This window comes from Paenibacillus sp. J31R120 (assembly GCF_056269225.1).
The window spans coordinates 119,873-138,972 of the sequence record NZ_JBWDNN010000002.1; the positions used below are offsets into that span (position 1 = coordinate 119,873).

General features: G+C 49.6%; 16 protein-coding genes and 1 pseudogene. 8 read left to right on the plus strand and 9 right to left on the minus strand.

Annotation, left to right across the window (positions count from 1 at the left end):
* Window positions 1-18: 18 nt before the first annotated feature.
* From AC0YNW_RS07140 to AC0YNW_RS07160, 5 genes are all read right to left on the minus strand, one after another.
* Window positions 19-1,185, minus strand: a complete 1,167-nt coding sequence (locus AC0YNW_RS07140) for a Ger(x)C family spore germination protein (RefSeq protein ID WP_475831352.1) — start codon at window positions 1,183-1,185, stop codon at window positions 19-21.
* Window positions 1,182-2,273 carry a spore germination protein gene (locus tag AC0YNW_RS07145; RefSeq protein ID WP_475831353.1) on the minus strand — a complete coding sequence of 364 codons (1,092 nt, stop codon included), beginning with the start codon at window positions 2,271-2,273 and terminating at the stop codon, window positions 1,182-1,184. The genes AC0YNW_RS07140 and AC0YNW_RS07145 overlap by 4 nt, the downstream gene beginning before the upstream one ends.
* A gap of 27 nt (window positions 2,274-2,300) precedes the next feature.
* Window positions 2,301-3,797 (minus strand): spore germination protein, encoded by a 1,497-nt coding sequence (locus AC0YNW_RS07150; protein ID WP_475831354.1) that lies wholly within the window; start codon window positions 3,795-3,797, stop codon window positions 2,301-2,303.
* On the minus strand, window positions 3,754-3,921 hold the full coding sequence (locus AC0YNW_RS07155; RefSeq protein ID WP_475832221.1) for a hypothetical protein: 168 nt from the start codon (window positions 3,919-3,921) through the stop codon (window positions 3,754-3,756). The genes AC0YNW_RS07150 and AC0YNW_RS07155 overlap by 44 nt, the downstream gene beginning before the upstream one ends.
* A gap of 515 nt (window positions 3,922-4,436) precedes the next feature.
* A complete protein-coding gene (locus AC0YNW_RS07160) occupies window positions 4,437-4,568 on the minus strand; it encodes a hypothetical protein (RefSeq protein ID WP_475831355.1) in 132 nt (43 codons plus the stop codon).
* 299 nt (window positions 4,569-4,867) lie between these two features.
* On the opposite strand from AC0YNW_RS07160, the gene AC0YNW_RS07165 reads away from it, so the two are divergent.
* From AC0YNW_RS07165 to AC0YNW_RS07175, 3 genes are read left to right on the plus strand one after another with little or no spacing between them, the layout of a single operon-like run.
* Window positions 4,868-6,784 (plus strand): putative thiazole-containing bacteriocin maturation protein, encoded by a 1,917-nt coding sequence (locus AC0YNW_RS07165; RefSeq protein ID WP_475831356.1) that lies wholly within the window; start codon window positions 4,868-4,870, stop codon window positions 6,782-6,784.
* Entirely contained in the window at window positions 6,781-8,724 is a 1,944-nt protein-coding gene (locus tag AC0YNW_RS07170; RefSeq protein WP_475831357.1) for a TOMM precursor leader peptide-binding protein, read from the plus strand. The genes AC0YNW_RS07165 and AC0YNW_RS07170 overlap by 4 nt, the downstream gene beginning before the upstream one ends.
* A 53-nt stretch (window positions 8,725-8,777) precedes the next feature.
* On the plus strand, window positions 8,778-10,358 hold the full coding sequence (locus AC0YNW_RS07175; protein WP_475831358.1) for a SagB family peptide dehydrogenase: 1,581 nt from the start codon (window positions 8,778-8,780) through the stop codon (window positions 10,356-10,358).
* A 302-nt stretch (window positions 10,359-10,660) separates the two neighbouring features.
* Here the strand turns inward: AC0YNW_RS07175 and AC0YNW_RS07180 are convergent.
* The 3 genes and pseudogenes from AC0YNW_RS07180 to AC0YNW_RS07190 all read right to left on the minus strand — a co-directional run.
* Window positions 10,661-10,813 (minus strand): annotated as a pseudogene (locus AC0YNW_RS07180) (hypothetical protein); the annotation flags it as partial.
* 79 nt (window positions 10,814-10,892) lie between these two features.
* Window positions 10,893-11,987, minus strand: a complete 1,095-nt coding sequence (locus AC0YNW_RS07185) for a M24 family metallopeptidase (RefSeq protein WP_475831359.1) — start codon at window positions 11,985-11,987, stop codon at window positions 10,893-10,895.
* 534 nt (window positions 11,988-12,521) lie between these two features.
* Window positions 12,522-13,130, minus strand: a complete 609-nt coding sequence (locus tag AC0YNW_RS07190; protein WP_475831360.1) for a DUF1349 domain-containing protein — start codon at window positions 13,128-13,130, stop codon at window positions 12,522-12,524.
* Window positions 13,131-13,330: 200 nt separating this feature from the next.
* Between AC0YNW_RS07190 and AC0YNW_RS07195 the strand changes: the two genes are divergently transcribed.
* The gene (locus AC0YNW_RS07195) at window positions 13,331-14,560 is read left to right on the plus strand and encodes an aminopeptidase (RefSeq protein WP_475831361.1); all 1,230 of its coding nucleotides are present in this window, start codon (window positions 13,331-13,333) and stop codon (window positions 14,558-14,560) included.
* Between the two features lie 96 nt (window positions 14,561-14,656).
* On the opposite strand, the gene AC0YNW_RS07200 is transcribed toward AC0YNW_RS07195, so the two are convergent.
* Window positions 14,657-15,025, minus strand: a complete 369-nt coding sequence (locus AC0YNW_RS07200) for a hypothetical protein (RefSeq protein WP_475831362.1) — start codon at window positions 15,023-15,025, stop codon at window positions 14,657-14,659.
* A 318-nt stretch (window positions 15,026-15,343) separates the two neighbouring features.
* Here AC0YNW_RS07200 and AC0YNW_RS07205 point away from each other — a divergent pair, with 318 nt between their 5' ends.
* Genes AC0YNW_RS07205 through AC0YNW_RS07220 form a run of 4 tightly spaced genes read left to right on the plus strand, consistent with a single transcriptional unit; the run spans window position 15,344 to window position 18,918 of the window.
* Window positions 15,344-15,991: a PspA/IM30 family protein gene (locus AC0YNW_RS07205; RefSeq protein WP_475831363.1), complete on the plus strand. Its 648-nt coding sequence runs from the start codon at window positions 15,344-15,346 to the stop codon at window positions 15,989-15,991.
* A gap of 28 nt (window positions 15,992-16,019) precedes the next feature.
* Complete coding sequence (locus tag AC0YNW_RS07210) at window positions 16,020-17,051, plus strand: TFIIB-type zinc ribbon-containing protein (protein WP_475831364.1); 1,032 nt, start codon at window positions 16,020-16,022, stop codon at window positions 17,049-17,051.
* 41 nt (window positions 17,052-17,092) lie between these two features.
* On the plus strand, window positions 17,093-17,845 hold the full coding sequence (locus tag AC0YNW_RS07215; RefSeq protein WP_475832171.1) for a TPM domain-containing protein: 753 nt from the start codon (window positions 17,093-17,095) through the stop codon (window positions 17,843-17,845).
* Window positions 17,846-17,868: 23 nt separating this feature from the next.
* Window positions 17,869-18,918: an SPFH domain-containing protein gene (locus AC0YNW_RS07220; RefSeq protein ID WP_475831365.1), complete on the plus strand. Its 1,050-nt coding sequence runs from the start codon at window positions 17,869-17,871 to the stop codon at window positions 18,916-18,918.
* Window positions 18,919-19,100 lie beyond the last annotated feature (182 nt).

A 19,100-nucleotide genomic window follows, 5' to 3' on the forward strand; every position in this document is an offset into this window, starting at 1 on the left:
TGCTACCTAAATCAAACCTCAATGATCAGATGTTCCGTAGTCTTTGATCGTTAATTTCACCTCGCAATGGATGGGAACCTCGCTAAAGGTTTGATCCCAATCACGCTTTACTTTTTCCCACACACGAGGATGTTCGATTCGCAAACGGTTGCCGAATCCGGATACGTCTGCTTGGTACTTATGCTGTATTTTGTTCAAGACATTTTTGATTAAACGCTCGACCTCTTTTTCAGAAGCCTGCTCAGCTCTTTTCAAGTACCCGTTCTCAAATTCCTTCTCCGAGACATCCCAATGCTCAGCAATCCTTCCTTCGGATTCGATTAGGACATCGAATGAAATGCGCTCTCCGTCAACATTAGATTTAATGACGCTTTTCATAGACAGGATTTCGTATACAAGGGGCAGGCCTGTTTCTTCATCAAACCCCCTAACCAAACCGCCTTTTCCTTTTCCGGATATCCACGTTAAACCCTCTAATTCCTCTTCATTCAAAAAACCGCTCAGTTTGTTGGTCTTTCCTTTAATAACGGCAGCGCCTGTAAATTTGGTTTCCCCTTTAATCGAGCTCACGCTTTGCAATAGAAAGCTGGCGCCTGAATTCAGCTTCCCTTGTATTTTGGTAAGAGTCATAGGGGGCAATATTTTGGTCGTTCGGTCATGGCCTTGTGTCATTTCGAGGAGTTGAAAGGCTGGAATATCAATGGGGTTCTTCGTCTCCAGCGTAAGGCTTGCGCGTTCTCTGGCGATCAGGATCAGTCCGCTTGGTCTCATCTCTTGTTCCCTGATAAAGAAATCCAGAGTCTGCTGCAGATTCAAGGTGCGTGCAAGATTCTCTCCAATAACAAGGACTTTTGAGTGCTCAGCAAAAGCACGCTTGTCGATTCTCAAGATCATATTGCGCAAGGTGGGAAGGGCAGCATCTCCCGTCTCCGATATGTTTTTGTATGCTTTTTGATGAGTTTTGCCTTCTTTGGTACCTGTGCCAACGGTCTCTGAGGTTAGAAATTGATTCGTTATGGTAAGCAGATTTCGGTTATGGTCGGGGGCCGCTGTTTCCAAATCCAATGCAGTGCCTACAATGAACCCTAAATTCTCGATTTCTTTGCTGCTCCAGCACCCTGCAATAGGTAGTAAGATCAGAATAGCCAGTGAGCACAATAGTAACCGCAGATGCTGATTATTCATGCTTTTCCACCCCTCAGTCTCGATAGGAAGAGCAGAGTCAGAGGCAATACAGCAAATAAAAGCAATGCGACATTGCCGACCATGTCCCCCATGTGAAATAGGTCATTGATGTTTTTGGGAATCATGGCAATCACATAAATAACCGGTAATAATCCATATATAAAGGGCTGGATGTCCTTCTTGAATAGCTGGGACAGTCCTAGAGCAGCGGCATAGTAGGTGATCGTAAATGTGGTGAAGATTTGCATTATCCATATCACAAGCAAAAAGGATTCGAACCTTTCAAAGATCAAGCCGGGGATCTCAAAGCCTCGCATAAGTTCAAGTGTTGGCCATGTTCTCGTAGTCACTCCATCGACAGATAAGGCACCTATGACCATGACGACGGTGATGACGTAGAAGACCATGGGGATGGTGACCCCGATCAGAACGACTTTTACAGCCTTCTCCGGCTTTTTCATAAATGCAACAAGAAGCAGCATAATCTCCGCACCCAGAAAGGCGAGAGAGGTCGTTTTTATCCCTTTTAACACAGGTACAATTCCGAGTCCTAACACAGGGCGCAGGTTGTTGAACTCAAATATGCCGAGGCTCAAAAAGGCAACGAGTAAAAAGATGATAATCGTCACAGGGAAGATCATTTCGAACAGTCGGGCGAGCGGAGTTATTCCGCCTATGATGAGATACAGACCTATCCACATAAAGGGCATGATGATCGCCCAGGTGGGGGTGCCTTCCAGCAGAAAAAAGCCGGTTACTTCGGCCATGGTTCTGACTTCATAGGCAGATATGGTGAAGAAATAAGCGATAATTAGGATGCTGAGCAGCCCGCCTACCCACTTCCCCACAATTTCTCCGCTATATTGATAAAAGGTTTTTTCGGGATACCGTTGGTTTAGTTTCACGATAATGACCCCTGCGATCATGGTGATTAGACCGCCGATAATCACGCTAATCCATACATCTGGTGTTTTTACCTTCTCGACAGAGGTACGGGGCAAAGTGAGGATGCCTGCTGCCAGAATATAGTTGACGAGTATGACGACTGCTTGCGAATTTGTAATTTGATCCTTTGAATGACCGCTCATAGCTAGTCCATTTCCCTTCGTAATGAGCTATTTTTTGCGTGAGGCGTTTTTCGCAGGTATTCGATTCGTCGCTTTGCGCTTCAGCTTCATAAGCGGCATACGAATGACATAGGCTGACCAATTACTTAAGCGATCGGGCATGATCGGACTGACATAAGGTACGCCAAAGCTCTTCAGCTTCACCAAATGACTGCAAAGGAACAGGGCAAACAGAACAACCCCGTATAGTCCAAATACAGCCGCAAAAAACATAGCAGGGAAGCGGAGCAAGCGTAACGATATCCCTGCGCTATATTGAGGGATGGCAAAGGATGAAATAGCGGTTAACGCTACTACAATAACCATAATGGGACTGACGATGCCTGCCTGCACAGCCGCTTCCCCGATGACAAGTCCGCCCACAATGCCGATCGTGGGACCAATTGGCTTGGGTAAGCGCAGTCCGGCCTCCCGCAATATTTCGATGGTGATTTCCATAATCAGCGCTTCTATGATGGCAGGAAAAGGAACGCCATCCCTCGTGCCCATAATGGATAAGGCTAGCTTGGTTGGGATCATGCCTTGGTGAAAGGAGACAAAAGAAATATACAAGGAGGGCCCAAATAGCGAAATAGCCGCCGCCAGATAACGCAATAGGCGGAAGAGAAAACTGGGCAGCCAGCGTTCATAGTAATCCTCCGGTGAATGCAGCATCATACTAAAGGTAACTGGAACAATTAAAGCGAAAGGCGTCCCGTCTAATAGAATCGCCACTCGCCCCTCCATCAAGGCATTGAACACACGGTCGGGGCGCTCCGTATTCTGTACTTGTGTGAATGGACTCAAATAGTTATCTTCAATCAGCTGCTCGACATAGCCTGATTCCGGCACATCATCCACATTTATTTCTTTGATTCTTTTCTTCACTTCTTCGACCAAATCAGGATCGGCAATATCTTTGATATAGGCGATGACCAGTTCTTTTTTGGTGCGTTGCCCTACTTGGAATTTGATGAAGGACAAGTTGGCATTTTCACCGTGCTGTCGCAATAGGGCAGTGTTATCGCATAACGTTTCCGTGAAGCCAAGCCGTGGACCTCTGACCAAAGCTTCCGATACCGGTTCTTCAATTGGACGAGATTTCTCTTTGGTTGTGCCGAGAATGAGCGCATTCGGAAGGCCACCAACCAGCAATGCGGTTGATCCGGTCAATATCTTGGCGGCCAGATTTTTCAAGATGCGTTCCTCTGTCAACTCGCCAATGGTTAAGACCCGACTGGTAATAAATTCGTTTGACACCGTTCCGTTCGCTATAGGCGCCATTAACGATTTGATAATGTGCTTGTCGATGAGCTCTCGATCCGACAGCCCTTCTACAAAAATAATAGCAGCACAAACATCTGTGCCTCCTATGTAAAACTCTCTAAAGTGCACATCCGAGTTATGACCGATTTCGTTCCTTACAAGTTCGAGATCTATGGTAAAGTCACCAGTACACGATTCAGGATTCAAGTTTTGTTTCATCTTCGATGTCCGCCATTTCATTTTCTTCCTTTGATGTGTAAAGCCACTTGAAAAATCTTGAGAGCATATACGGAATAAAAAAAGCGATGAAGCCCTGCATAAAAACGGTCCATTCCGGAAGGTAGAAAACCACCTTGTTCCACATTGACATCACCTGATTATGCCTACAATTCTGTAGTCTTTTATGACTCCATTATGATCTAAGCTACTGCCCTTTAAACTTATCGCACGTTAATTCGAATATGGATATGTGACGGTGAACCGAGGGAAGAAGCGAGTGGCAGCGGAATTTGAGAATCGGAAGATAAACAAGCGAGGCAGTGCAAATTATAATTTGCGCTGCCTCGTTTTTATTTGGTGCTGTTCAGCTCGCTTTGCCACTGTAAAGGTGGCAGGTTCCTTTTTGTATGCACTAACCTGGATTTGAGAAAAAAACAAAATATAGGCATTTTAATCAGTAACAAGAGCGGAGATCAAATCATATGTTGTCATGGGTATTAGAAATTGGCGGTTCTTATTGGGCAGCCAGCAAAACGATTTATTACAAATGGAGGTAAGAGTATGAATGAATTCCAAAATGATTTATCGAATCTGAATGTTTCCCCAATTAAGGCGAGTGAGGTGTCTCCTTGGAACACGCAAAATGAGCAATCAGCTCGTCTATGCTTCTTTAGTTGTTTTAATTGCTTCTTCAGTTGTTTTAATTGCTTCAATTGTCATAACTGCCACAACTGTCATAACTGCCAAAACTGCCACAACTGTCAAAACTGCCACAACTGCCACAACTGTCATAACTGTCACGGCGGAGGACGATAAGGCGCTTTTTGACGATAAGACTATGTTTGTGCCTACTTAATGAGGAAAGAAAGACCCCTAAATATAGATGTTAGAACTCATGAGGTGCACCCTTTATAGTAGACATTGGAAAAACACCCTAGTGTTTAATCGATGATACTATAGGGGTGCTTTTCGTTATAGCGAAGAAGGGGCAAAAGTTACAACGTTACAGACATGAGGGACAAATAGCTGTACATAAGATTATTTGTGAAGTGTTGGGGCAGATCGAAAACAGCTAACGGAGGAGGAATAGAATGACAAATTTGAACCCTTCCATGCGTCTAAAGGTAAAAAGGGATACATTTTTTCTCGCTGATTCTGGCGGTGTGTATTTTCGAAACAATGTAAGCTCATTCCGCATGGAAGGTGAGGCGATCGATCAGTGGATTGAAAAGCTGATACCAATATTCAATGGGGAGCATAGATTGGGGGATTTGACAGACAGATTACCGGACGAACACCGGAACCAGGTATATGGCATTGCGGAAGTTTTGTATCGCAACGGTTATGTTCGGGATGTAAGCCAAGATGCACCGCATCAATTGCCGAAAGAGGTTCTTGAAAGGTATGCTTCTCAAATTGAGTTTTTGGATCATTTCGGTGATTCGGGTGCGTATCGGTTTCAATCCTATCGTCAGTCCAAGGTATTGGTGGTCGGTTCTGGTCCATTTTTGATCTCGTCGATTTCCGCGCTGCTTGAATCCGGGCTGCCCAAGTTTTATGTTCTGGTCTCGGGCTCGGATTCTACTGATCGGCAACGGATGGCAAAATTGGCGGTACATGCCCGTAAGTCGGATTCCGAGGTGGCTGTTGTTGAGGTTACCTTAGAGAAGGAGGAGGAGAGTTGCTGGCGGGAGATTGTAAGGCCGTTTGATTCAATATTGTTCGTGTCGCGAGAGGACGATATCGAGCAAATTCAAGCTCTTCATGCCGCTTGCAGGGAGGAGAAAAAGATGTTTCTCTCTGCTGTATGCGTGCAACAAGTCGGCATGGCGGGACCGCTAGTGCATCCGGACGCTGAGGGATGCTGGGAGTCGGCATGGCGTCGCATACACCAGTCTGCGATTTCTAAAGACTCGCAATTGCACACCTTTTCTTTTACAGCAGGGGCGATGTTGGCGAATGTGATCGTGTTTGAATTATTTAAAAAGTTGACGGGAGCGGACGATTCGGAACAGAATAATCGATTTTATCTGTTGGATCTGGAGACTTTGGAAGGAAAGTGGCATTCGTTCATACCTCATCCGCTTGTGACCGGACTTCGCACACCAGAATGGATTCATGATTTCGATCGACAGCTTGAACGGGGATCGAGCAACAGGGTGAACGGATTGATTCCTTACTTCAGCCGATTGACATCGGCAGAATCAGGAATTTTTCATGTTTGGGAGGAGGGGGATTTAAAGCAGCTGCCGCTCTCTCAGTGTCGCGTTCAGGCAATCGATCCGCTATCGGAAGGGCCGGCCGGACTGCTGCCGGACATGATCTGTACCGATCTGACGCATGAGGAGGCGCGGCGGGAAGCGGGGCTGGCTGGAATTGAAGCATATGTGTCGAGAATGGCTGGTCTGCTCGTTTCTCGCCAGGAGTTTATTGGCATAGGAGCAGGAGAAACGGTTGCGGAAGGTATTTGCCGAGGGCTGCAAAGGTGCTTGGACGAAGGCCTGCGCATGCGGCAGGCGCATCAGTTGCCTTTTGTCTCCCGTGTACAGTTAGGTACGGTAGAAGATCAACACTGCCTTTTTTATTTGCAGGCATTGACGACCATGAAGGGAGAGCCGATGATCGCCTTGGGAGAGAAAATGTTCGGATTTCCTGTGGCGTGGATCGGTACGAGGGATGGCTGGTATGGCCATGCAGGCTTAAATGTGACATTGGCTTTGCGGAAGGCATTACAACAGGCTCTGCTAGCAGCACAAAACCAACCGGATTGCCTCAAATCGCAAGCATTGGCGTTTTCATCCGTGTATCTGGAAGAACAGGTGCCAATAAGGCTCGAGATCCCTGCATGTGAAGCAACGTCACAACCAGAGGTTCTACAGTCCGCCTTGCAGGTTTTGAATCGGAACAGGAAGAGGAGCTTGGTCCTCGATCTGGCAGTAGAACCGTTTTTGAAGGAGGAAATAGCAGGGGTGTTTGGTGTGGTGCTGCGTGAGGAGGGTTCCCGGTGAGCGCTATCGTAGTGATTGTTGGAGAAGGGGTGTTGGCAGACTGCGTGTATGGGGAACTGTCAGGCCAATTTGAGGTCGTTCGTCAGATCGATTTCGAGGCAGGAGTACCTGAAACGGTGGATTTGGTTCTGGTGTTGGACGATGCTTGGCATCCTATCATTCATCAGAAGGCAGAAGAGGCGCTGCAGCCGGCCGGCATCCCTTGGTTGCGCGGCTTCGTTTCATTTGGTGAAGGCGTGATCGGACCGTTGGTTAGTCCGGGTACACAAGGCTGCTCCCAGTGTGCAGACACGCGGCGCCTCATGGCGGGACGTGAACGCAAAGAGATGCGGGAGCTGCAGCAGAGGCTGGTCACGCATGGGGGAATGCCGCGTGATGCATGGGCGTCACGTACAGGGCTACTCCAGGTCGCTCACTTGCTGGTAGAAGAGACACGAAGGGTGTTACAGGGCAAATCGGTTCAATCGGCAGGGAAAGTGTTTTTGATCAACTTGAAAACGCTGGAGAGCACCCTTCACCTCATTCTCCCTGACCCGTTGTGTCCGGTTTGTAGTCGATTACCTGATGATTCATCGACTGCTGCCCATATTTCGCTGCAGCCAAGCCCTAAGATTAGCGCAGATAGTTACCGCTGCCGCTCCATAGATGAGCTGAGCAAAGTATTGACCAAAGACTATCTGGATTACCGGACCGGCTTTTTGAATTGGAGGATGGTTAACCCTAAGTCATTATTTGCCGATGTGAGTGTGAATCTGCCGTTATTCGGAGAGGATGTGGGAACGGCAGGCCGATCCCATTCCTATGCGGCGAGTGAATTGACCGCTATATTGGAGGGGCTCGAGCGGTACTGCGGGCTGGTACCCCGAGGCAAACGGACGGTAGTCCAAGGCAGCTTCCGCAGCCTGAAAGACCAAGCGCTTGACCCTGTTAAAGTAGGGGTGCATACGGAGGAACAATATGCCCAGCGGGGGGTTCCGCTCACAGCGTTTAATCCTGACCAATCGATCAATTGGGTATGGGGTTATTCGTTTTTGCAAGAGCGTCCCATTCTGGTTCCGGAGCAGCTCGCCTATTACAGCATGAGCTGTAGGCACAACTTTGTGTTTGAAACGTCCAACGGGTGCGCGTTAGGCGGAAGTTTGGAGGAGGCTATTTTTTACGGCATATTGGAAGTGGTGGAGCGAGATGCGTTTCTGATGACTTGGTATGCGCAGCTGCCTCTCCCGCGCCTTGACCTCAACTCCGCTAATGACCAAGAATTACGATTGATGATCGATCGATTACAGACAGTGGCAGGGTTTGATGTGCATTTCTTTAACGCGACGATGGAGAATGGGATTCCAAGTGTATGGGGAGTAGCGAAAAATAGGAAGCAAACAGGAGCGAATCTCATCTGTGCGGCCGGAGCTCATCCGGATCCGGTGCGGGCCGTGAAAAGTGCGGTTCACGAGTTGGCCGGCATGATGCAGTCGCTCAACGAGAAATTGGATACGAACCGGGAGGCGTATGTTCGAATGTTCCATGATTCATCCCTGGTGCAGCAGATGGAGGATCATTCACTGCTTTACGGGTTGCCGCAAGCGCAGGAGCGCCTGCAATTTCTGCTGGATGACAATCGCCCGTTGCGAACGTTTGAAGAGGAATTCGAGCGGGGGGCAAGGCATACTGATTTAACGGATGACCTGAGGGACATTCTTGATGCACTGCGCCGACTCCATCTCGATGTGATCGTGGTAGACGTAACCGCGCCAGAAATTAATCGAAATGGGCTGCATTGCGTGAAAGTGCTGATTCCTGGGATGCTGCCGATGACGTTCGGACACCAGTTTACCCGCTTAGCAGGGCTTAAGCGGGTGCTCCGGGTACCTGCGGAACTCGGGTACGTGAAGGAGCCGCTAGAGCTAGAAGATCTCAATCCCTATCCGCATCCGTTTCCATAGATGTAAAATCGTGGCGTGGTTGACCACCCTCGTTCATATAAGGAGGGACACGGATGAGTCTGGAAGCATTTCTGCACAATCTGCATTATGACATTGATAAGACCAAACCGCCGGATTTGGTGGTGGATTGGGAAGACGGACCGCTTGCCTATAAGCTCTATCGCCGTTTGCCCGTGATTCCGTTATCTCCGGAAGTTCCGCTGACGCTCGAAGGCAGTGAAGCGTCGGTGAAGCCCGACCTTCGTCGAATGGGCCATTTTCTCTGGTACGTCTTCGGGCTCACTCAATTGTCTCAGTCAGTCCTTGCCTCGAATTCCATGATGCAATCCATGGGCGTGCTGCAGCTCTATCGGCGGTTTGCTCCCTCCGGTGGAGCGTTATATCCGAATGAATTATACGTGTATCTAAAAATAGAGGATTTGCCTGCGGGGGTATATCATTATGATGTGGCGCATCATCGTTTGGTGTTGCTGCGAGAAGGCGATTTCGATTCCTATTTGGCAAGGGCTCTTGGTAATCGCTATGACGTGTCGGCTTGCTTTGGCGCTGTATTTGTATCGAGCATGTTTTGGAAAAACTTTTTTAAATACCATAACTTTTCTTACCGCCTGCAAGGACTTGATGCGGGTACGCTAATCGGGCAGCTCTTGGAAGTGGGCAAACGGTTTGGCTTTTCATCGGGGGTGCATTTCCAGTTTCTTGATCGAGCCGTGAATCATCTTCTCGGGGTATCCGAGCAAGAGGAAAGCGTGTATGCGGTAATTCCGCTGTCGGTGGAGCCCGGAATTTCTTGGTCTGCCAATTGGAATGAGGGAGAGGAGGCCGTCTCCGCTACCGAATTAAGCCGGGAGTTGCCAACGGTTCAGCACGACCATTACGTCCGGTCCCGGAGGGTCAAGGAATTTCCGATGCTAATCAGAATGAACGAGGCATCCCTATTCGAATCACTTCCGTCGATACCGCGCATGAGGGAAGAGAAGAATGTTCACTGTGAGGATTCAGTGATAGCTCTGCCCCGCATGAAGCAGCTGTTATATGATCTGGCGTCAGTGAGCCGAAAGCGCTATTCGCCGGACAGTGATTTTATAATGAGCAAGGTAAGCCAAGAGCAGCTGGCCTTACTGTTGCAGGAGGCCACGGCTTCCTTCAGGTATTGGAATGATTTGGAAAGAGACCGTGAGAACTCCGTATCTCGCGTCTCACTGTACGTATGTCTGTATAACGTTGACGGTATTCCAGAAGGTGCATACCATTATGACAGCGCTGCTCATGCGTTACAATTGATACGTCAGGGGGATCATCGGCTCCAATTGCAGCAAGGAATGCCTTCCGATAATGTGAACCTGTTCCAAGTACCGCTTTGCTTTCATATAGCAGGGAACAAGGATCATCTTACAAGAACGATGGGGTATAGGGGATACCGCATCCAACAGATGGAAGCGGGGATGCTTGTACAGCGTTTGCTGTTAGCAGCATCAGCTATCGGGTTAGGGGGGCATCCGCTCCTCGGATTTGATGCCCGATTATGTGATGAGATCTACAAGATGACTTCGCAAGGGTTAACCAGCCTTATCCAGGTCCCGGTAGGACCCTATCGTCATAGTCCTCGTTTAACGGGAGGGTTGCACGGCTAGAAGGGTATGGTAAAGCTTCTGTGAATAGGTGAGTCGTTAAGAGACAGCACATGAGATGCTATTAGAAAACGTCCGGATCAGCATATTGCGGCAAATTGTGACTTTACCAAGCCACGGCTCGCCTCCACCAAACTAGGAAAAAGACACCATGCGGGGTGTCTTTTGGCATGTCTCTTACGATTCGGTTATGGAGACGCAATGAGCTTGAATAGTAGAGGCCAATTCATGGAATTTGTATTTATAAAGTTGGATTAGGCCACCTCCCCAAACAGCCTGATCATCACTATGGCAAGATTGTGGATTTATACGCGACACGGATATTGTATGAAATCCTGGAACATAGCACTTACTTGTTCTTGAACGCTTGCTACCTTCATTGTATTAAGAGAAATGCCGTCGATTTTGAAAGACCCTGCATCAGGCCGATACAAGCCGAGCCAGCATTTGGCCAATGTGCTTTTTCCAGATCAAACAAGAGCCGCCCCATAAGGTCAACGATATGGACCTTACGGGGATCTCTCATGACTCAAATGCCTATGATCCAATAAGCGTAAGCTGCTTCGGATAGGATGTCAGCACCTCCACGCCCTCCGGCGTTACAAGCACATCGTCTTCGATTCTGACGCCACCTACTGCCGGCACATAGATGCCCGGCTCGATGGTGAAGACCATGCCTGCGCGCAGGAGATCTTCGTTCCGGCCATGGATGGACGGGTATTCGTGAATATCCATCCCAAGGCCATGCCCGAGCCGATGATTGAAGTAAGGGCCATAGCCCGACGCTTCGATCGATTCGCGAGCCAAGCGGTCCAGACTGCCGAAAGTGACACCCGAGCGTGTGGCTTCAATCGCCAGGCGATTGGCATTCAGCACGGCGCCGTATATGTTCTTCAACTCATCCGATATTTCGCCGACAGCGAATGTCCGGGTAATGTCCGAGGCATAGCCGTCTGCATATACCCCAAGATCGAACAAGAGAAGCTCCCCTTCGGCTACTTTCGTGTTATCTGGGGTACCGTGCGGCAATGCCGACTTAATACCGGCCAAAACCATCGTATCGAACGAAGGGCCCTGCGCTCCGAGCTTCTTCATTTGGAATTCCAACTCTGCTACCAGCTCAATCTCGGTAACGCCCGGTTTTACTTTGGCAACGCCTGCGCTCAGCACATCTTCGACGATTCGAATAGCATGCTTCATGCGCGCCACTTCATCCGGCGTCTTAATGGCCCTCATCTCTCTAAGCGGTAATCCGATATCGCTAAAGCTCGTCACGCCGACGGCTTCGCTGATCGCCTCGAAGCGAAGGACGCTTAGATCTTCTTTCTCCACGCCTAGATGGCGGATACCGGAAGGCATAAGCTTACCTAGAATTTCATATGCATTGTCGGTATCGCTATGCGTATGGATTTTCGTTACGGAGGAGGCCGCGTGGGCGGCTTCGTAATCGAGCGCCGGCACGAGCAGCTTTGGTTCCTCTCCTTTAAGCAGGAGCAGCCCGAGGAATCTCTCGTGAGGATTCGTAGCGAAGCCGGTCAAATAATAGACATGCCTCGGCGAAGTGATCAATATAGCGTCAAGATTGTTTGTATCCATATAGGATTGAAGCTTGTTTATACGGGAAGAGGTCATGTTGTTAGCCACCTTTCATTCCTATTGTAAGCACTCTGCTGTGAAGTATCCAGTGAGTGGGCTTATGATACATAACCGTGTTATTCGTCTGGGTTAGGTCCCAAACTCCTTCAGCTAGCGAGATGTGGCAGTTCCTCCGTTGATGAGTAACTGCAAGCCTAGAAATACGGCTTAGAGCGATCAATCCGAGCCGCGAGGCAGTTGCAAGCCTAGAAACACGGCTTAGAGCGATCGACCCGAACCGCGAGGCAGTTGCAAGCCTAGAAACACGGCTTAGAGCGATCAATCCGAGCTGCGAGGCAGTTGCGAGCCTAGAAATACGGCTTAGAGCGATTGATCCGAGCTGCGAGGCAGTTGCAAGCCTAGAAACAGGCTTAGAGCGATCAATCCGAGCCGCGAGGCAGTTGCAAGCTTAGAGGTACCAAAAAACCTGCTTGATTCATCATGTGCTGAAGATCGCAGTTATATATAGATTTACTTTCTGTCTGGACGGATTCACCCCTGACTCCTATGAATACCAGGGTTCCTAGCTTTTTATTTCAATATTGGAGGATCCGTATGCAGTTCCGCATCAGGTGCAGTCATGACCCAGCGGGTGAAGGCGACCTCCAGTCCCGAGCGGGTAGGGGCGCAGAAGAAAGGTCCGGCTTGCTTGCCTGCAGGGTAAGGGAAACGGGCTACGCGGACCGTTCGCCAGCCCTCGGAGCCGGAGCGGGCCCGCAGAATAACGGCATCCTTCATACGGGAAGCGCGAAGGGTCACTTCTTGTCCTGCCCACTCCGGTACAGGAGCCAGCGACCAGTCCGAATAGCTGTCCGTGACGACGACGGCCAGGTGTGGGACGCCATCGTTCAGCTCGACACCAGCTTTAATCCATTGCTCCTGGTCATGCCACAGCATCAGACCAGCCTGATCATACAGCTCGGTGAACGAATCGAGCCGAAAAGTTACTTCAATCGCATGGCTGTCCTCCCAGGGAGCAAGCAGTGCATGGCCGTTGCGGTGCTGGAACTCATACAGCGTTTTCTCCCAATAGTCGCTCCCTTTTTCGGCTACAGCTATCAGGCAGCCTGCTTCGACGCTGACGGATACGGGTTTGACCGTCCATGTCCCTTGATTCCACGAGATGTTTTTGGTGTCCATTTCTCTTCACTCCTTCTCCAGATAAGCGAACAAGTTATACCCTCATGCTAGAGCACCCTTCCAGCCGTTGTCAAACCCGTCCATTTCCTGCACAGATGCAATCACAGTGGGCATTTGGTATGCTAGTTATACAGCTTTTTTTTTGAGAATGTTAAGCAAAGACACCGTAGAGCAAGGGAACAGATGGAAGGGGAATAACAATGGATACATTCGAACAACAATTAAATAAATATGCTGAGCTGGTCGTCAGGGTTGGCGTGAACATTCAGACCGGACAGGTGCTGATCGTGCATGCCCCGATTGAGACGGCTGAGCTTACGCGATTGATCGTCGCCAAGGCGTATGAGGCGGGAGCCAAATACGTCATCGTAGAATGGGACGATGATGCCGTTACCCGCGCGCGGTATGAGCACGCATCGGATGACTCCTTCGACTACTACCCGCAGTGGCAGGCGGACAGCATGGTGCATTTTGCCGAAGAGGGCGGAGCCATTCTTCATATTAAAGTGCCAAATCCGGAGCTGTTCCAAGGCATCGATTCCTCCAAAGTATCGAGAGCGGTCAAGGCGGCTGCCGTTGCGCGCAAGGAGTACTCGACGTATACGCGCAACAGCAAGATCAGCTGGTCGCTGATCAAAGCGCCTACCCGGGCATGGGCGAACAAAGTATTCGCCGATCTGCCAGAGGATCAGCGTATGGATGCGATGTGGGAAGCCGTATTTCGCATGGCTCGTGTCAATACGCCAGATCCTATCTCCGCTTGGCGTGATCATATTGCGCAATTGAAGAAGAGCCAGAACCGTTTGAATGCGAAAAGGTACAAGAGCCTCCATTACCGTGCACCTGGTACAGATATCCGTGTAGAGCTGCCGGAAGGCCATATTTGGCGCGGCGGCGGCGGGGAGAACGAGAAAGGCGTCTATTTCGTCGCCAATATGCCGACCGAAGAAGTATATACCATGCCACATCGCATGGGCGTGAACGGAACGGTGAAGAGCACGCTGCCGCTTAATTTGAATGGCCGTCTGGTGGATGGGATTACTTTCACGTTCAAGGATGGCAAGGTCGTGGCGTATGATGCTGAGTCGGGTAAAGAGCATCTGACTTCACTGCTGGAGACGGATGAAGGCGCAGCTTACCTTGGAGAAATTGCCTTAGTGCCACATGATTCTCCGATTTCGAATATGAACCGAGTGTTCTACAATACAGGCATCGATGAGAATGCTTCCTGCCACTTTGCGCTGGGCAGCGCTTATCCGGTCAACCTGGAGGGTGGCACGAAGCTGTCCAATGAACAGCTGGTGGAGCGTGGGGCGAACGTCAGCCTGACGCATGTGGATTTCATGATCGGCTGCGCAGACCTTGATATCGATGGAGAGCTGCCGGACGGCACCATCGAGCCTGTCTTCCGGAAAGGGAATTGGGCTTAATCGCTCGTAAAACGCAAAGAAACCGTCAGAACGATGACTGCATCACCGAAAAGGGATGCAGATCATACGACTGACGGTTTCCTCTTTATTTAAGTATTAAATGAAACGTGCATATGTCGTTAAATCAGCAAGCGATCCGCTATGTGAATAACGGATAATATAGGTGCCTTGCGTGAAATTCGTATTGAAGTTAATCGTGTAGCTGACGACATTCGGATTCGAGAAAATATTCGAACGGCTGCTTTCGACCAGCACTTCCGTCCCGCCGGTTACACGATAGACATTAGCAAAGATGACCCCCGCGGCAGGAGAGCCGCTGAAGTAGGCACTGCCCGTGATGATTAGTGTGCCTTGGCCCGTTACCGTATCCGTGTGATTAAGCGGAACGGAGGCGCTCGCGATAGCAGAAGTCATGAAAAGCATAATAACAGTGGTGAGAAGGATGGCTACCTTTTTCAATTTCATTCATCTTCCTTTCAGATTGGAGGATTGTAGAAGGAGTTCATCTCTGGTTGATTGAATGCTGGCCAGCGTTCTGTTTGGTTGTGAAAACCCTTCTGCGTTCCATTATACTTAGCATACAAGCTGAATATGTGAACATTTTTGCTGCTGCATAATTAATATTTGGCCTTTATAAGACTCATTTTTTTGTAAAAAATAATTTTGTTCGATAAAGAATCAAGCTTCCATAAGCTAGAAGTAATGAGAAAAGTGAATCCTTTTGACCATAAATCAGGTACTATTAGAACAAGGAGCAAGAAATATCTAAGGAGGGATTCGTCTATGGGCATCCTGTCCAGATTTAAAACAATTATGTCGAGCAATGTGAATGCCGGCTTGAACCGGTCGGATGATCCGGTGAAGGCATTGAACGAATATATGAGAGACCTGAATTCGGATTTGGGCAAAGTAAAAGCCGAGATGGCTTCGATGCTGGCGGATGAAAGCAGAGCAAGAAGAGAGCTGGACGAATGCCAAGCCGAGATTCGGAAGCTGCAGCGCTATGCGGAGAAAATGGTGCAGGATGGCAGGGATGATGAAGCACTGCGGTTCCTTGAGCTGAAGGCAGCAGAGGCGAAGAAGGAGATATCCTTGCAATTCGCATACGACCAATCAGCGGTCAATGTGAAGCGAATGAGACAGCTGCAGGACAAACTGTCAGCCGACGTCGGAGCGCTCGAAGCGCGTGTGCTAGAAGCAAAGGGGAAGCTGGCCGCTTCACAATCCGGGCAGAAGATGAACGGGGCGGCATTAGGCGCCCTGGAAGAGAAAGCGGAGCAGGCCTATTACGAAGCGCTCGCGATTGCGGAGCTGCAAAAGGATGAAAGCAGCGATCTGGACGAGCGATTTGCTGAGCTGGAGAGAGGCAAAGTCGAAAGTCCTGTTGATGAGCTGGCTGAGCTTAAGAATAGGCTGAACAATCGAGATTGAAGATCATGATATCAGGCAGGTGAGGGAATTGGCAGTAGTCGACTACAAATGCCCGAATTGCGGCGGGGAAATGGCGTTTGACAGCGCATCGGGCATGCTGTCCTGCGGGAGCTGCGGAAGAAAGGATAATATCGAGCACTACACGGATGCTCCGCGCTCTTCCGTATTCGGCCAGGGCGAGATGAAGGAATACCAATGCAATAGCTGCGGCGCTGTCATCGTGACCGAGCCGGAGACAACGGCCACGATGTGCAGCTTTTGTAATTCAAGCGTCGTACTGATCGACCGGATGGCAGGCAAATTCGCCCCGTCGCAGGTCATCCCATTTGCGATTAGCAAAGACCAGGCGCAGAAGGCGTTCAAGAAATGGTGCAAGAACGGGCGGCTGACACCAGGCAGCTTCATGCGGGCGAACCGGATCAAAGGCATTACGGGCTTATATGTCCCGTTCTGGCTGTATGATTTGCACAGCGACGTAGAGGTGCGGGCGCATGGCACGAGAGTGAGATCTTACACTCGTGGCGACTATATTTATACCGAGACGCAGCATTTTGACGTGTACCGAGATATTACCCTGGATTATGTAAAGGTGCCTGTGGACGCGTCGGAGAAGATGAACGACGAGCTGATGGATAAGCTGGAGCCGTTCCCATACGACCAGCTGAAGGACTTCAAGACGCCTTACCTCGCCGGATACATCGCGGAAAAATACAATTACGATGACAACCAGCTGATGCCGAGAGCTCAGCATAAGGTTGACGGTTTTATTGATTCCTATGTACGCTCAACCATGTCGCAATACCACACGTTAACCTATAAGAGCAAGGATATTGATACGACGGCGCGCAAAGCGGAGCATGTGCTGCTGCCGGTGTGGGTATTCCATTATGATCACAACCGGACGAAATACACGTTTGCGATGAACGGTCAGACAGGCAAAGTGGTTGGCCGCCCGCCGATCAGCAAAGGCAAAATGTTCATGTGGTTCTCGGGAATTTTCTTGGCTTCTTTGATTTCCGTGAAGTGTGTCTCCATGGCGATGGGAGGCGGTTTCTGGTGAAGAAAGGGAAACGATGGATAGGAGCTGCGTTGCTCCTTGTCATGCTTGCCGTATTCGTCTCGCCACTCTTTTCGTCCACCGTCTATGCCGCTGAGCCGAAGCGCATGATCTATGACGAAGCCAAGCTGCTGGATTTGGACGAAATACAATTGCTCGAAAATGCTGCAGCGAGTTATGCTGATTTACGGGAAACGGACTTTATCATTTATACCACGAATAACGAGAAGAACGTCGATGTGGTGAAGCTGACTCAGGATTTCTATGACAACAAGAAGCTGGGTTATGACAAGCCTCATGGCAACGCAGTCATTCTGACCATGGATATGAAGAACAGGGAAGTGTATCTTGCTGGCTTCTACAAAGCGAAGACGCTTCTGGATGACGGCAGACTGGACAAAATCCGCAACAAAATCACGTCGAATTTGTCAGGCGGCTATTATTACTCAGCGTTTTCCGATTATATAAGTACTGCAAACCGCTATATGGGGTTTAAGCCGGGTGTTAACCCGGATAACATTGTATTTAATGGCTGGTTCCAGCTGGCGGTCGCCTTCTTCGTCGCCTTTTTCATCGTATGGGGAATGAGAGCGAATGCAGGCGGGCGTGTAACCGTGAATGCAGGAACCTATGCGAATGCCGGAACCTCAGGCATTATCAACAAGCATGACAACTACCTGAACACGACGGTTACGAAGAAGCGGATACCGAAACCGACCAATACCAGCGGCGGTGGTGGTGGCGGGGGACGGACCTCGGGCGGTCACTCGCATAGCGGCAGTAGAGGATCATTTTAACTTAGAGAGGATGGAGCAGTCTTATGTCATTTTTCAGAAATCAATTCGCTAACGTTGTGGAATGGGAAGAGTTCCGCGATGACATGATATTTTGGAAGTGGAGCAACAACGAGATCAAGAAAGGAAGCAAGCTGATCATTCGTCCCGGACAAGACGCGATCTTCGTTCATAACGGGAAGATTGAGGGTATCTTTCAGGATGAAGGGGAATACGCGGTTGATTCGCAAATCATCCCGTTTCTCTCTACGCTGAAGGGCTTTAAATTTGGCTTCAACAGTGGCATGCGGGTGGAAGTCGTCTTCGTCAACACGAAGGAATTCACCGTCAGATGGGGAACGCAAAATCCGATTCTGATTCCAACGCCGCAGCTTCCGGGAGGATTGCCGATTCGCGCGAACGGCACCTTTGTATTCAAGGTCAAGGATTATGTGACGTTTATTGATAAAATCGCGGGTGTACGAGAGAGTTATCTGGTGGAGGATGTACGCCTGAGAATCGTGTCGGTGCTGGATCAGCTGCTGATGAAGTGGATCAGCACCGAAGGCAAGGATATGTTCAACCTGCAAGCGAATGCCCATGCGATCTCCAGAGGGATTAAGGAAGATCTGGACATGGAGTTGCTGGCAAGCGGCATTAGCATTACAGGCTTCCAGGTGATGAGCTTCAACTACCCGCCGGAAATTCAGCAAATGATTACGAAGACGGCTTCCCATAGCATGATCGGCGATATGCAGCGTTACCAGCAGGTGTCGATGGTGGACGGTATGGCTTCGGGCAAAATGCAGGGCGGCGGCGCTGCAGCGGATATGGCGAGCATGATGATGGGCATGAATATCGCCAAAGAGATGATGCAGAACATGGGCCAGAATCAAAATGGCGGGGGTAACGCCGGACAGCCTGCTCCGGGCTCCGGTCAGCAACAGCCTGCGGGACAGCAACAGTCAAGCGGACAGCAGCCGCCAGCAAACCAGCCTGCTTCCCAAGACGGCGCCAAGCCGAACTTCTGTCCGAATTGCGGAACCAAAACGGAAGGTGCGAACTTCTGTCCGAATTGCGGCCAGAAGCTGGGATAGACGATTTCGGGCAAAGGCGACTGCCAACAGCGGTGTATTCTCCTGCTCAGCGGTTATAGGTAATACGTAATGCTCAGGCTGATTCCGGTTTATACCGGAGTCAGCTTTTTGTTGCAGCAAGTACAGCGGCGCAGGATATTTTGCTTATAATAGACGTTCCATTATAATAGGGAAAGTGATGA

Excerpts from the sequence above, each read along its gene's own strand:
- AC0YNW_RS07190 (WP_475831360.1), bottom strand. The coding sequence starts at position 13,130 with ATGGACACCAAAAACATCTCGTGGAATCAAGGGACATGGACGGTCAAA.
- AC0YNW_RS07200 (WP_475831362.1), bottom strand. The coding sequence starts at position 15,025 with ATGAAATTGAAAAAGGTAGCCATCCTTCTCACCACTGTTATTATGCTT.
- AC0YNW_RS07220 (WP_475831365.1), top strand. The coding sequence starts at position 17,869 with ATGTCATTTTTCAGAAATCAATTCGCTAACGTTGTGGAATGGGAAGAG.
- AC0YNW_RS07160 (WP_475831355.1), bottom strand. The coding sequence starts at position 4,568 with ATGACAGTTGTGGCAGTTGTGGCAGTTTTGACAGTTGTGGCAGTTTTG.
- AC0YNW_RS07155 (WP_475832221.1), bottom strand. The coding sequence starts at position 3,921 with ATGTGGAACAAGGTGGTTTTCTACCTTCCGGAATGGACCGTTTTTATG.
- AC0YNW_RS07150 (WP_475831354.1), bottom strand. The coding sequence starts at position 3,797 with ATGAAATGGCGGACATCGAAGATGAAACAAAACTTGAATCCTGAATCG.
- AC0YNW_RS07140 (WP_475831352.1), bottom strand. The coding sequence starts at position 1,185 with ATGAATAATCAGCATCTGCGGTTACTATTGTGCTCACTGGCTATTCTG.
- AC0YNW_RS07175 (WP_475831358.1), top strand. The coding sequence starts at position 8,778 with ATGAGTCTGGAAGCATTTCTGCACAATCTGCATTATGACATTGATAAG.
- AC0YNW_RS07215 (WP_475832171.1), top strand. The coding sequence starts at position 17,093 with ATGCTTGCCGTATTCGTCTCGCCACTCTTTTCGTCCACCGTCTATGCC.
- AC0YNW_RS07185 (WP_475831359.1), bottom strand. The coding sequence starts at position 11,987 with ATGACCTCTTCCCGTATAAACAAGCTTCAATCCTATATGGATACAAAC.
- AC0YNW_RS07145 (WP_475831353.1), bottom strand. The coding sequence starts at position 2,273 with ATGAGCGGTCATTCAAAGGATCAAATTACAAATTCGCAAGCAGTCGTC.
- AC0YNW_RS07165 (WP_475831356.1), top strand. The coding sequence starts at position 4,868 with ATGACAAATTTGAACCCTTCCATGCGTCTAAAGGTAAAAAGGGATACA.
- AC0YNW_RS07205 (WP_475831363.1), top strand. The coding sequence starts at position 15,344 with ATGGGCATCCTGTCCAGATTTAAAACAATTATGTCGAGCAATGTGAAT.
- AC0YNW_RS07195 (WP_475831361.1), top strand. The coding sequence starts at position 13,331 with ATGGATACATTCGAACAACAATTAAATAAATATGCTGAGCTGGTCGTC.